The sequence below is a fragment of the Paraburkholderia acidipaludis NBRC 101816 genome, from assembly GCF_000684975.1.
Classification (GTDB): Bacteria; Pseudomonadota; Gammaproteobacteria; order Burkholderiales; family Burkholderiaceae; genus Paraburkholderia; species Paraburkholderia acidipaludis.
The window spans coordinates 160,122-172,790 of the sequence record NZ_BAXZ01000019.1; the positions used below are offsets into that span (position 1 = coordinate 160,122).

Below are 12,669 nucleotides of genomic sequence, written 5' to 3' on the forward strand. Positions count from 1 at the left end.
CTGCTTAATGGCGCGAGGGTAGCGCGAGACGCTTTTCAAACCAGTGCTGGACCCACTCCAGCACCTGGCAAAGCACCCAGTAAACCGCGGCGGCGGCGAGATAGAGCGGCAGCGGCTGGAAGGTCGAGGCGATGATTTCCTGCGCGCTGCGCAGTAGCTCCGTCACGGTAATGACCGAGACGAGCGAGGTGTCCTTGATCAGGCTGATCAGGCTGTTCGAGAGGCTCGGCACGGCGATGCGCAGCGCCTGCGGCGCGATCACGTAACGCAGCGTCTGACGCCGCGAGAGTCCGAGGCTGTAGGCCGCGAGCCACTGGCCGCGATCGATGCCGAGTATCGCGCCGCGCATGCTTTCGGACAGGTAGGCGGCAACGTTGGCGGACAGCGCGATCACGCCGGCCGGCGTCGGGTCGAGCGAAATGCCGACGCTCGGGAGTCCGTAGTAGATGACGAAGATCTGCACGAGCAGCGGCGTGCCGCGCATGAGGCTGATATACACGCGCGCGATTTTCGGCAGGACGCGATTCGTGCTGATGCCCATCAGCGCGAGCACGGCGCCGCCGACAAGGCCGAAAATCATCGAGAGCACGGCGAACTTGACCGTCAGCACCGCGCCCTGCGCGAGCACCGGCAGCGACTGGATGAGGAGCGTAGTGATGGGCATGGGCGAAGCGCGGGGTTGGGTTCAGAGGGGTTCACGAAGCCCGCGAGCCGCGCGGGCCGTGCAAAAAGCCAAGGGGCGGCATCGCATCGCGCGACGCCGCCCCGGCATATCAGGCTTTTATGGGGCCCACGGCAAGCTTACTGCGAGATGGGCTTGCTCACGTCGATGCCGAACCACTTCTCCGAGATCTTCGTGAACGTGCCGTCGGCTTCGAGTTGCGTCATGGCGTCGTCGATCGCCTTCGCGAACTTCGGATTACCCTTCTTGAACGGGATCGCCGACGGGTTGCCGTTGCCGACGATCGCACCCGTGCGCAGCGGCAGCTGCGAGTTCTTCATCAGGTACGCGAGCATGAGGCGGTCGTTGAGCGCCGCGTCGAGGCGGCCGGCGGCGAGGTCGCGCAGATACTCGGGCGCGCCCGGGTAGGTCACCACGTCGATGCCGGGCACGGCCTTCGCCATGTCCATGTAGTTGGTGCCGAGGCCGACGCCGAGCTTCTTGCCCTTGAGGTCGTCGAGCGACTTGAACTCGCGCGTGTCGTCCTTGCGCTGGATGAGCTGCGCGGCCGAGTAGGTGTACGCCGGCGAGAAGTCGAGCACGGCCTTGCGCTGGTCGGTCACGCCCACCTGGTTGACGATCACGTCGAACTTGCCGGCCTGCAGGCCGGCAATGATGCCGCTCCATTCGGTGGTGACGAACTCGGGCTTCAGGCCGAGCTTCGCGGCGACGGCCTTCGCGATGTCCACGTCGTAGCCGACGAGCTGGCCGTCGGGCGCCTTCGAATCGAACGGCGGGAAGGTGCCTTCAAGGCCGATGCGCAGCGTGCCGCGTGCCTTCACCTGGTCGAGCAGGTCGTCGGCGTGGGCGCTGGCCGAAACGAACGCGGCTCCGATCAGCGTGGCCGCAAGGAGTTTTTTCAGCAGGGCGAGTTTCATCGTTTTTCCTCTTGTAATGCTGCGAATGCTGCGAATGCTGCGAATGCTGCGGGTGACCCGTGACTAGTGTGAAACTATAGCTTCAGGTGCGGCTCGCGGCCAGTGCGCGCGCACATTCGGCGACGAGCGCGGGGCCCTGGTAGATGAAGCCGGTGTAGAGCTGCACGAGCGAGGCGCCGGCCGCGATCTTCGCGCGTGCGTCCTCGCCCGAGAAGATGCCGCCCACGCCGATGATCGGCACGTCGGTGCCGAGCTCGGCACGCAGCTTGCGGATCACCGCGTTCGACGCCTCGAATACCGGGCGCCCCGAGAGGCCGCCGGTTTCGTCGGCGTTCGGCTGGCCCTGCACGGCGGCGCGAGAGAGCGTGGTATTGGTCGCGATCACGCCTTCGAACTGGTGGCGCAGCACGGTGTCGGCGATTTCCTTGATTTGCTCGTCGTCGAGGTCCGGGGCGATCTTCAGCGCGAGCGGCACGAGCTTGCCGTGCAGGTCGGCGAGGCGCTGCTGCTTGTCCTTGAGCGCCGCGAGCAGCGCGTCGAGCTCGCCCGCGCCCTGCAGCTGGCGCAGGTTCTTCGTGTTCGGCGACGAGATGTTGATCGTCACGTAGCTCGCGAACGGGTAGACGCGCTCGAGACAGAACAGATAGTCGTCGGCGGCGCGCTCGATGGGCGTATCGGCATTCTTGCCGATGTTCAGGCCGAGGATGCCGCGATAGCGCGCGGCCTGCACGTTCTTCACGAACTGCTCGACGCCGTGGTTGTTGAAGCCCATGCGGTTGATGATGCCGCCCGCCTGCGGCAGCCGGAAGATGCGCGGGCGCGGATTGCCGGGCTGAGGGCGCGGCGTGACGGTGCCCACTTCGATGAAGCCGAAACCGAGCGCCGCGAAGCCGTCGATGGCGGCGCCTTCCTTGTCGAGCCCCGCCGCGAGGCCTACCGGATTGCGGAACGCGAGGCCCATTACGGTGCGCGGCGAGTCGGGCACGTGCGAGCCCAGCAGGCCCGCCATGCCGGTGCGGCCGGCGGCGCCGATGGCGCGCAGCGTCAGATGGTGGACGTCTTCCGCGTCGAAGCGAAAGAGCTGGTCGCGCAGAAACGGGTAGAGGGAGCTGAACACGGGGCGAGGGCGCGGATGCCGAAAAATGGGAACCCGCTATTTTACCGGCTTCGGGCCCCGGCGAGGACGCCCGGGGTTCTGCGGCCCGTTGCGCCTCGGCCCCGCCGCCGCTTTGGGTAGCGGGAGGGCGCCTTACGCGCGGGCGGCGAGTGCCTCGTCGAGCGTCGCCCAGACGCCGTCGAAAAGGCCCTCGAGCGGCCGGAAGCGCGCCTTGTAAGCCATTTTCGGGCTCTCGCGGATCCAGTAGCCGAGGTACACGTAAGGCAGTTGCAGGCTGCGCGCCTGCTCGATCTGCCACAGGATGTTGTAGGTGCCGTAGCTCGTGTGCGGCGCGTCGGGCTCGAAGAAGGTGTAGACCGACGAGAGCCCGTCGCCGAGGATGTCGATCATGCTCACCATGCGCAGCATGCCGCTGCCTTCGGGATCCTGCGGATCGCGCTCGCGGAACTCGACGAGACGCGAATTGATGCGGCTTTGCAGGAGGAACTGCTCGTACTGGTCCCGGCTGTCGCGGTCCATGCCGCCGCCGGCGTGGCGGGCCGACTGGTAACGCATGTAGAGCGCGTAGTGCGTTTCGTCGTAGTGCAGGGGGGCGACCGTCGCGACGAGCTCGCCGTGCTGCTTCCAGGCGCGGCGCTGCGTGCGGTTGGGCGTGAAGCGCGTGACCGGCACGCGCACCGGCACGCACGCGCGGCAGCCGTCGCAGTAGGGGCGGTAGGTGAACACGCCCGAGCGCCGGAAACCCGCCTTGACTAGTTCCGTGTAGACGTCGGAGTTGATCAGGTGGCTGGGCGTGGCAACCTGCGAGCGCGCGATACGCCCCTCCAGATAGCTGCAGGGGTAGGGCGCCGTTGCATAGAATTGCAGCGCGGAAAGCGGTGAAAGCGGCAGCTCGTTGGGATGCGTCACGTTGGCAGCTCTCGTAGCAGTTCGGATCGTCGCGCTCGCGGCGCGCGGGCAGCGGCCGCAGCCGCGCGGGCGACATGTTCTCTCTTCAGTCTAACATCGAGCCCGAAGCGGAATCCATCGAATTGCGCGGCACCGCGAGAACCTCGCCACGCCCGCCGGGCGGCCCGCTCAGGTCGTGCTCAAGCCGCCGGCGCCGTGTCCGGGCGCTTGACGTGGTCGGCGAGAACCGCTTTGTCGAAGCGCCATGGAATGCGTGGCGCATCGACCGTCGCGCGCACGTGCGCGATGAAAACCTTGCGCGCAATCTCGTGCCCGCCGAGCGACGCGAGGTGCGAGGTGTTCTGCTGGCAGTCGATCAAGGCCACGCCGTGGCGCCGCAGGTGCGCGACGAGGGCGGCGAGCGCGATCTTGGAGGCGTCGGTGACCGAGGCGAACATCGATTCGCCGAAGAACATCGTGCCGAGCGACACGCCGTAGAGGCCGCCCACGCGTTCGCCGTCGTGCCAGGCCTCGATGCTGTGCGCGTCGCCGATGCGGTGCAGGGCCGAGTAGGCGTCGATCACGTCGCCGGTGATCCAGGTGCCGCGCTGGCCGTGGCGTGGCGCGTTCGCGCAGGCGCGCATCACGGTCGCGAAGTCGTCGTCGACGCGAATCTCCCACGCGTCGTCGCGCAGCACGCGCTTGAGCGTTTTCTTCAGCGAGGGCGAGACCTTGAACGCATCGGGCCGCAGGATCATGCGCGGGTCGGGGCTCCACCAGAGCACGGGCTGGCCGTCCGAATACCACGGGAAGATGCCGTGCCGATAGGCGTCGATGAGGCGCGAGGGCAGCAGGTCGGCGCTCGCGGCAAGGAGGCCGGGCGCGCCGCTGCCGGCGCCGAGCGCGCGCTCGACGCTGGGAAACGGGTCTTCGGGCCCGAGCCAGGGAACCATCGGGAGTCGGGGTCAGCCGTCGCGCAGCGAGCGCAGCACGTCGCCGGTGTGCAGGCCGTAGGTGCCTGACTGGCGGTCGGCGAAGAAAAAGCGCAGCGTCTGCCCGACCGTGGGGAACGCAATGTCGTCCCAGGGAATTTCGTGCTCTTCGAAGAGACGCACTTCAAGGCTTTCCTCGCCGGCCGCGACGTCGATGTCGAGCAGGCGCGCGAGATAGAACAGATGGACCTGATGCACGCGCGGCACGTTCAGCAGCGAGAAGAGATTCTGCACCTCGACGCGCGCGCCGGCTTCCTCGAGCGTTTCGCGCGCCGCGGCCTCGGCGGTGGTTTCTCCCATCTCCATGAAACCGGCGGGCAAGGTCCAGTAACCGTAGCGCGGCTCGATGGCGCGCCGGCACAGCAACACCTTGTCCTCCCAGACGGGGACGGTGCCGACCACGTTGCGCGGATTCTGATAATGCACGGTGCCGCAGGCCGAGCAGACATAGCGTTCGCGGTTGTCTCCGGGGGGCATGAGCAGGCTGACCGCCTGACCGCAAGTCGAGCAGAATTTCATGGGCACGATTGGGGGAAGAGTGATGCGAGTGTATCACCGCGCGGCGAGGAGCCGTGAGGGTGGCCGCGGTGCTAGACATGCGGGTCCGCGTGCTCTCCGCACGTCCGAGTGGTGTTCGATTGGTGCCAGATTGCCGGGCAACATGACACGGCTGCGCGTCCTGATGTTTTCCGGTTTCCCTGGATGTTGATGCGCGACAAGCGGTTTGCGGTGCACCCGGATTAATCTGGGCATTTCATCAACGACGAATAGCACCGCATGGCGACCGCTCACTCGCACTCACACCGGCCGATCAAGGTACGCAAGCACGGCTGATTTACGGTCGCTATCGTTCGGCACACGCCGCCAAAGGGCCTATCGATTTTGCAGGGCATTACACCCTTGCTGCGTGGGGATGCGGGGCTGGTTGCGTGATGGCGGCGGTAATCGACCAGAAAACCGGGCGCACGACTTCGTTACCGTTCACAGTTTCGGATTGGCCACTAGATGTAACCGAACCGCTCGAACACCACGCGGATAGTTGCTTGCTCATTGTGCGCGGTAGTCGCAACGAGAGCGACGAACACGGCACGTATTACTACGCGTTCGATGGCAAGACATTCCGGCGTCGTGCGGCCGACGTCGAACCGAAGCACTAGGCCAGGTGCGAAACAAGCGCACGCGGGGCGCGTGACTCGCGCGCCTTTGAGGTTGTGCCCGCGTCGCCATACGGCTCGGCGGCGCGTTCCATAAGCAGGGGAAGGACGCTCAGTGCCCTGCGGCAACCGGCGCGTGTGCGCGGGCCGCATCTCACGTAGAGGACCATCATGCCGATCACGATTGAAGAAGTGAGGGCCGCACTCGCGGAGCGCGATGCGGGTGTCGAAGCACTCCTGACGAAGGCGAACGCTGACATCGCGGCGCTCGCCGAGAAGGTCAACGGGCAGAACGTTAACATCCTCGATCTGGGCCAGAAGTTCGCAGGCCTCTCCGAACACGGCTTCAGCAGAGGTGCCAGTGGTGCAGGCCGTGCCTCGCTCGGCGCGCTGCTCGCGAAGTCGGACCTGCTCACTCGGTGGAACCACGGCAACGGCCCGAAGTCGGTGCGCGTGGCACTCGAAGGCGTGAACATCAAGGCCGACACCATCACCTCAAGCGGCTTCCCGGTGCAGCCGCAGCAGGAACTGGTGCAGCCGATCGTGCTGCCGCGCTTCTGGAACAGCCTGTTCTCGCTGCCCATCACCACCGACTCCATCCAGACCGTTGACGGTGACCTTGAGAACAACGCCGCGCCGCAGCAGGGCGAAGGCGCACTCAAGGCCCAGAGCAGCACCACCTTCACGCCGACGCTGTGGCCTGCACAGACCATCGCGCACTGGCAGCTTGCCAGCCGTCAGGTGCTCGATGACGTGGGCGCGCTGGGCGAGTTCATGGACCTCTCGATGCGCGAAGGCCTGCAAGCCGCAGTTGATCAGCAGGTCATCACTGGTAGCGGCACAGGCTACGACCTGAAGGGCGTCATGACCGGCGGCACGCAGATGGACGGCACGTCGGCCACCGCGCTCGACAGCATCATCATGGCGGTGGCGAACCTCCAGTCGCAGGGCGCAACGCGTGTGGTGTGCGGCTTGAGTCCGCTGGACATCGCAGCCATGCGCATTGCCAAGTCCTCGGGCAGCGGCACGTACCTGCTCGATCCGCTGGCGTCACTCAACGGCGTGCCGGGGGCGGTGTTCGTGCCTGTGGCTGCCATCCCTCAGGGCCAGTACTGTGCGGTAGCGACACCGCAGGGTGCCTATATCGGCCTGCGTCAAGGGGTGACTGTGGAAGTGAGCCGCGAGGACCGCGACAACTTTGTTAAGAACCTCGTCACGGTGTTGGTTGAATGCAGGCTTGCGCTTGTGCTTCAACGTCCCTCGATGTGCCTGTACGGCGCGCTCGTTGCGCCGGCTGGAACCGGCAGCACGAAGGCGAAGGCATAAGCAGGGCTACGCTCACACGACGGAGACATTGGGGCGGTGGGTTCCCGAAGAACAGCCGCCATTGACACGGACAGGCAAGCTCGCGCCGCGGCCGGCTCTCTTGCCGGTGCGGCGTTCCTTTCTCGAATCTTCGCAAACTACCGGAAAACGTGTCGTTGTGTAATGCGATACTCTCCCGAATCGTCACCTGCCTTGCGAGGCAACATGAATTACAACGACCGTCAGCACTTCTTCAAGTACACAACTTCCGAGACAGCCAAGTTGATCGTTGGCTCACGCAAGCTACGTTGGAGTTCGCCGTTACTTTTCAACGATCCTTTCGACCACCAAACTGGGTTCGCTTTTCCGTTCACCGGCAAGGAGTTCTCCGAGGCATTCTTGGAAACTAGCCTACGGGTTGTTTACGGCGATGCGCCATTTGAACCACCGCATCAAACCAAGTACTGCAACATGTTGCGCATCGCACGGGCGAATAGGGATCGGTGGCCGCGTGAGAAGTTTGAGGCAGACATGCGGGCGGCAGCAGCAGAAATGGCAGGCATCTTCCCCGGTTTATCGGAAGAACTAAATGCGAATCTCACCGAGCGATTGACGCGATCGCGAGTGCTCTGCTTGACCGAGCGAGGCGACAATTTGGTCATGTGGTCGCACTATGCGAATTCCCATCGCGGTGTCGCGTTCAAGTTCAGACGACTTGAACAACTTGATCATCGATTTCTGATAGCGCAACCTGTTCAGTATAGTGACGAAGCTGTCAGTTTTCTTGGCGTGCGGGAATACATCAATAAGCTCTTTGGGCTGGCGGAACACGACCTCGTTCCCCGCATCTGGGACCTGGCTTTTCGAAAGCACGCTGATTGGAAATACGAACAGGAGTGGCGTGTTCACGTCGCCCTGTTAGCAGATAACGATGTTGGCCCCGGATATTCCGACGACGAGGAACCTCCCGAGCTATTCGAAGCAATTTACTTGGGATGTCGTATGGATCAAGCGTGCGCCGCAGAGCTTGTCCAGTTGATTCGAGAAAGGCTGCCACAAACAACTATCTTCCAAGCGCAGAAGCGCACAGCTGGGATCGGTCTAGACTTTGTGGCCTTGGGATGATGAGGAGAGGGTGAAGCGACCACAGCGCACTTGAAAGGTGCGCTCGGGGAGGGTCGCGCAGAAGCTTGTCAGTTGTCGCGAGGAACACCCTCCCCTTCCTTTCTTTCGCAAAAAGTCGACTTTTTGCATGGGGGTCAATGCGGCGACGCGTGTTGCCTTAATACTGGCGGTCCTGCCGCAACCGCGGCGCCTGCCACTGCTTTTGCTCCGTCACTTAGCGTCTCGAAATAGCGCTTGGTGTTGCACGCTGCTTCCAATACTACCGATTGCCGCTTTGCTATGGGGTTGTCTCCAGTGATGAAGAAGTCGAGCTTTGGGTCGGGCCGCATGAGTAGTGCAACGGATTTAACACAGTTCGACAGCGTGAGCAGCCTTTCAAGTGCCGTGACTCCATCCTTCTGCGTGCATTCCAGCATGTATTCTTTTGAGTTCGGATCACGTTTCGGCCGGTTGCTGGCGATGCAGTCGTTCACCAACCCAGTGGCAACTTTCATGTCCTCCGTGACGCTGAGGGCGCCGTAGTCTCCGGTAGCATTTTCATGAAGTGTTGCGATGGTCGGAGAGTCAGCTGCGAGCCGCTCCAGCCATTTTTCGCTCGCGGCATCAAACGCCTTTCGCGCCTCAACAATATCGGCGGCACCAGCGTCCCTTTGCTGAAGCGTTATCAACGCCGCCCCGCGATAGTAGTAGTCAGCGAAACCTACCGATAGGTCGTCGTAGGCCGCACGAAGCTCGTTCATGCTCTTCACGATGGATTCGCGCTGGCGTTGTCGATGTTCCTGCAAGGCAACCAGCCCATTGCCAATTAGGCCGGTGAAGATGAAGCCCACCACCACCAGTACCGCCGGATGCTTGGAAGCCTGATTGAGTATCCTGCGCCGTCTTCGGGCTTCCCGTGGTTCCGGCGCTAGCACAAACCCCCTACGTGTCAACGTACGCCACCTGATCGAAATGAGCCTTCGCTCCATCGTCGCTTTCAGGTAGTTCCAGAGGAATTCAAGCAAGCAGAGCAGGAGCCAGACGGCTACGACCGTGAGCAACCACTGAGGCGTCGCCATTGTCGTCAGGAGCGTCTTTAGTCTTTCTGGCATCGCTAGGGGTTGCAGTGGGGGCCAGTGCGTAGATTAGTCTGAGCGAGCCGTCGAGGGAAGGATCACTCCGCTGTTTGTGCATGAGACGCGGTGCGGCTCAGGAATGGAGACCCATTGCGGTCGAAATTCGGGTCGTGGGCAGGCTGGAGGGGCGAGGCCGGCATTAGGGGAAGCATACGGGCGGGAGGCTCTCAAAGGCCCAGAAATGCAAAAACCCGCCTAAGCGGGTTTCTCGTTGCTGACTGTTTGCTGCCGAATTCTTGCCAGTTTTGCCCACCTATTGCCCAAATTTGGGAAAAGGAGGAATCACCCAAAACTTCAGAATTCCTGCAAAGCCTTACCAGGCTTTGGTTGCGGGGGTAGGATTTGAACCTACGACCTTCGGGTTATGAGTCCCAAGGTTTTCGAATTTCCGGGCGCTGATCGCCACTCCACATTTCCCGTAAAATCATTGGTAGTCAATGCTTTAGGCGATTTTCATGTCACCTCGCGCGTTGACGCAAATGGACCGGAATCGCTGTTTCCGGGTTACATGGTGGTTACATGGGATTGAGGTGTTGATGGCGACGGTCAGATTGACGGCGGGCCGCGTGGCGTCGTTCGTGTGCGAGCCGGCGCGGAGTCAGTCGTTTCTGTGGGACGGGGGCAGCTATGAGCAATCACTATTGCCGTGCGACGTTCGCGGAAATCGTTGCAACCGACGAAGCCGCAAGACAGCAACGTGCCGGGCGCGAAGCGGTTCAGGCCGCGCGTGAGGCGTTCTGGAGTCGCGGGAGTGACGCGACGCACGCGGCGAACGACGCGCCCGAGGCCGACCCTTGCGAGCCGCCAGCCGAAACCGTGCTGGTGCAGTGCGCGGCGAACGTGAAGCCGTAGCCGGTGACGTGGCTGTGGCCGGACTGGCTCCCGGCGGGCAAGCTCGCGGTGCTGGCGGGCGCTGCGGGAACCGGCAAGACGACCCTCGCACTCAATCTCGCAGCGGTGGCGCGCGGTGGCGAGTGGCCGGACGGAACGGTCGCCGTATCGATCATGCGGCAGTCTGAGCACCTTCGGATCGGGTCGCGCTGCCGTCGCCGCCGGTTTCTTCTTCGTCGCCACGTCACGCCCTCCGCCTGCAACTCCGGTTCGTCCCCACACAGGAGCCATCGCAGCCGGGGCACCAGTGCCGTTTATCGAAGCCTTCGAGCCGCCACGAACGCGCCGCCAGCAGCTCACGCGCCTCGGCCTCCGCGCGGCGCTCGATCACCTTCGCATTGAAGTATTCGATGTTCGGCAGCAAATCCGACAATGGGCCGTTCACGGCGCGCTCCATCGTGTCGGCGTGGCGCTCGCGCGTCCAGCCCTCGGCGCGTGCCAGCTCGTCCACCATCGCGAAGAGTTCGGCGCGCAGCCGCCGTACGTTGTCCTCTGCGAGATACGGACCCCACGGCAGGTAGGGGCCGCCGTCCGGGTCGGTCAGCGCCCCGGCGCAATCGTCAGGGGCGGCTGGCGGATCGTTGGCGGCTTGGCCGGCTGGCAGATTACCGCCGCAGGGTGCGTCCGCGTTTTTCTCTTGTTCCAGCAGGTACGCGATCACCTCCGGCTTGCGCGCGGCAAGCTCCGGCTTGATCGACGCCACACCGCGCGTTGGTCCTTCGATGCTGATGCGTTCGCCCTCGACCCACAGCAAGACGCCCAGGGCGGCGGCACGCTCCACGATATCGGCGGCACTCATACCGAATCCCTCACGCGCTCGTCGTCAGGCGGCTCTTTTTTTGCCGAAGATTCCAACTCACGCGGCGTGTCCCCTTCGGCGGAACCGTCCAAAGGGGCAGACCGCAAAGCCACGCCGGAGCCGAAGGGGACAGCAGACCCCGAAGGGGACATCGTTCTGAGTTCGGTCCTCTTCGTGTCCTCTTCGGAATGTGTCCTCTTCGGCAGCGCCCATTCCCAGCCTTCCTTCATGCCGATCTTGCGCTTCTCGACGCCGAGGCGAGTCGCCGCGCGTTGCATGGTCTTCCAGTTGAACCCCGCGCCATCTGCATCCGCTTTCAGTTCGCGCGCACGCAGCGGGCCGTCTGCCAGCAAGTCCCGCAAGAGCGCTTCGGCCCCGGCCTGCTCGGTTTGCGCTTCGTCGTCGTCCTGCTCGACCTCGCCCAGGATATCGCGCGCGCTGCCCTCGATGCGCTCCAGCGCGTAGGCGAAGCCGCCGTCATCGGGCGCGATGTTGGACTTCGCGCGCGCCAGAATCCGCCGCTCCGCGCCTTCCTCCTTCACCGTGACCAGCACCATGCGCGCGAGCGCGCCGAACGCCTGGGAGCCGATTACGCGCTCCACAGGGGCTTTGCCGCTCGACCCCTTTGCGAAATGGGAAATGCCGGTCACCCCGCAGCCGTGGCGAGCGGCCAGGTCCACCAGCGGTTGCAGGTCGCGCCGCACATCGTTTGCGCGGTGCGCATCGCCCCCAATGGCACTCACGACCGGATCGACTAGCAGCAGACGCACATTACCCATGTCCGCCATGCGCGCGCTCAGGAGGGGCATGTCGCGGGCCGGGTCGAACGGCATCAGCTCGCCGTCCGTTTTCGCCACGTTGCACACGAAGTAGACTTGCGACAGATCGGCTCCCGCCGCCATCAGGCGCGGCACCAGCGTATCGCTTACATCGTCCTCGCTGCTCCACATCAGCACCTGGCCGGGATGCGCGCAGATCCGCCCGCCTTGCGCCCGATCAAGCCGCGCAGCACCTTTGAACCTTGTTCACCTTTGCCGGGTTGGCGCCGCGACGACCGCGCGCTACAAGCGTGAAACGAGCCGAAATCCAGCTCCGCATCGCGCGGCCATCCTGATTCCTGCTGTCCTGATTGTGGGCCGCGTCTCCCACCCAACCCGGCAATGAGGCCCGCCCATCCATGACGGCACACCACGGTCATTCACCGCATCCCGCCGCACCCACGACACCCGCCACGCCCGCGCAACCGCAGTGGCAACCCCTGAACTGGAGTTTCCCGTTTCCTCCCGCGAACGGCGATTCCGTCGATCCGCAAACCTGGTTCAGTGCCCTGGCGAATTCGGACGGCGGGTTCTATCCGCTCGGCTCGAACGGCATGTACCACGGCGGCATCCACTTCGACGCAGGTACGGGCGGCAAGCTGAAACAGGGCGATGGCGTCAGGGCCATTGCCGATGGCGAGGCGGTGGCGTACCGCCTGGATTCGACTTATCCCGAACTGACCTATCCACCTTTCCCGCCGCACTACGCGCTGTACTCGACGGGCTTCGTGCTGATCCGCCACAGGCTCGTGCTGCCGCCTGAACCAGACAGGCAGGGAACATCCTCAACGCGAGCGACCCCGGCTTCTGGCGCGTCAGCAACGCCCGCCAGCAGTCCGCAGGCCTATCAACCGCCCGCCGACGAA

At 64.0% G+C, this 12,669-nt stretch carries 12 protein-coding genes and 2 pseudogenes; 5 read left to right on the plus strand and 9 right to left on the minus strand.

Annotated features, from left to right (window positions below):
- Positions 1–4: 4 nt before the first annotated feature.
- From BAC01S_RS21200 to BAC01S_RS21225, 6 genes are all read right to left on the minus strand, one after another.
- Positions 5–664: an amino acid ABC transporter permease gene (locus BAC01S_RS21200; RefSeq protein ID WP_027796562.1), complete on the minus strand. Its 660-nt coding sequence runs from the start codon at positions 662–664 to the stop codon at positions 5–7.
- 137 nt (positions 665–801) lie between these two features.
- Positions 802–1,599 (minus strand): transporter substrate-binding domain-containing protein, encoded by a 798-nt coding sequence (locus BAC01S_RS21205; RefSeq protein WP_027796563.1) that lies wholly within the window; start codon positions 1,597–1,599, stop codon positions 802–804.
- Between the two features lie 82 nt (positions 1,600–1,681).
- Positions 1,682–2,716, minus strand: coding sequence for a quinone-dependent dihydroorotate dehydrogenase (locus BAC01S_RS21210; RefSeq protein WP_027796564.1), 1,035 nt, complete (start codon positions 2,714–2,716; stop codon positions 1,682–1,684).
- A gap of 132 nt (positions 2,717–2,848) precedes the next feature.
- Positions 2,849–3,625 carry an arginyltransferase gene (locus BAC01S_RS32125; protein WP_043203080.1) on the minus strand — a complete coding sequence of 259 codons (777 nt, stop codon included), beginning with the start codon at positions 3,623–3,625 and terminating at the stop codon, positions 2,849–2,851.
- 179 nt (positions 3,626–3,804) lie between these two features.
- On the minus strand, positions 3,805–4,557 hold the full coding sequence (aat, locus tag BAC01S_RS21220; RefSeq protein ID WP_027796565.1) for a leucyl/phenylalanyl-tRNA--protein transferase: 753 nt from the start codon (positions 4,555–4,557) through the stop codon (positions 3,805–3,807).
- Positions 4,558–4,569: 12 nt separating this feature from the next.
- Positions 4,570–5,115 (minus strand): NUDIX hydrolase, encoded by a 546-nt coding sequence (locus BAC01S_RS21225; RefSeq protein ID WP_027796566.1) that lies wholly within the window; start codon positions 5,113–5,115, stop codon positions 4,570–4,572.
- An 806-nt stretch (positions 5,116–5,921) separates the two neighbouring features.
- On the opposite strand from BAC01S_RS21225, the gene BAC01S_RS21235 reads away from it, so the two are divergent.
- Together BAC01S_RS21235 and BAC01S_RS32130 are read left to right on the plus strand one after the other, a co-directional pair.
- Entirely contained in the window at positions 5,922–7,076 is a 1,155-nt protein-coding gene (locus BAC01S_RS21235; RefSeq protein ID WP_027796567.1) for a phage major capsid protein, read from the plus strand.
- 204 nt (positions 7,077–7,280) lie between these two features.
- Positions 7,281–8,180, plus strand: coding sequence for a DUF2971 domain-containing protein (locus BAC01S_RS32130; protein WP_043203082.1), 900 nt, complete (start codon positions 7,281–7,283; stop codon positions 8,178–8,180).
- 134 nt (positions 8,181–8,314) lie between these two features.
- Here the strand turns inward: BAC01S_RS32130 and BAC01S_RS21245 are convergent, their stop codons facing one another.
- Positions 8,315–9,016: a hypothetical protein gene (locus tag BAC01S_RS21245; RefSeq protein ID WP_218001739.1), complete on the minus strand. Its 702-nt coding sequence runs from the start codon at positions 9,014–9,016 to the stop codon at positions 8,315–8,317.
- A gap of 906 nt (positions 9,017–9,922) precedes the next feature.
- On the opposite strand from BAC01S_RS21245, the gene BAC01S_RS35160 reads away from it, so the two are divergent.
- Positions 9,923–10,147, plus strand: a complete 225-nt coding sequence (locus BAC01S_RS35160) for a hypothetical protein (RefSeq protein ID WP_027796569.1) — start codon at positions 9,923–9,925, stop codon at positions 10,145–10,147.
- 3 nt (positions 10,148–10,150) lie between these two features.
- A pseudogene (locus tag BAC01S_RS35830) lies at positions 10,151–10,282 on the plus strand (AAA family ATPase); the annotation flags it as partial.
- Positions 10,283–10,370: 88 nt separating this feature from the next.
- On the opposite strand, the gene BAC01S_RS32135 reads toward BAC01S_RS35830, so the two are convergent.
- Both BAC01S_RS32135 and BAC01S_RS32140 read right to left on the minus strand, forming a co-directional pair.
- Entirely contained in the window at positions 10,371–10,985 is a 615-nt protein-coding gene (locus BAC01S_RS32135) for a TubC N-terminal docking domain-related protein (protein WP_169740142.1), read from the minus strand.
- The gene (locus tag BAC01S_RS32140) at positions 10,982–11,962 is read right to left on the minus strand and encodes an AAA family ATPase (RefSeq protein WP_407667945.1); all 981 of its coding nucleotides are present in this window, start codon (positions 11,960–11,962) and stop codon (positions 10,982–10,984) included. The genes BAC01S_RS32135 and BAC01S_RS32140 overlap by 4 nt, the downstream gene beginning before the upstream one ends.
- Before the next feature lie 200 nt (positions 11,963–12,162).
- Here BAC01S_RS32140 and BAC01S_RS21265 point away from each other — a divergent pair.
- Positions 12,163–12,669, plus strand: a pseudogene (locus BAC01S_RS21265) (muramidase); the annotation flags it as partial.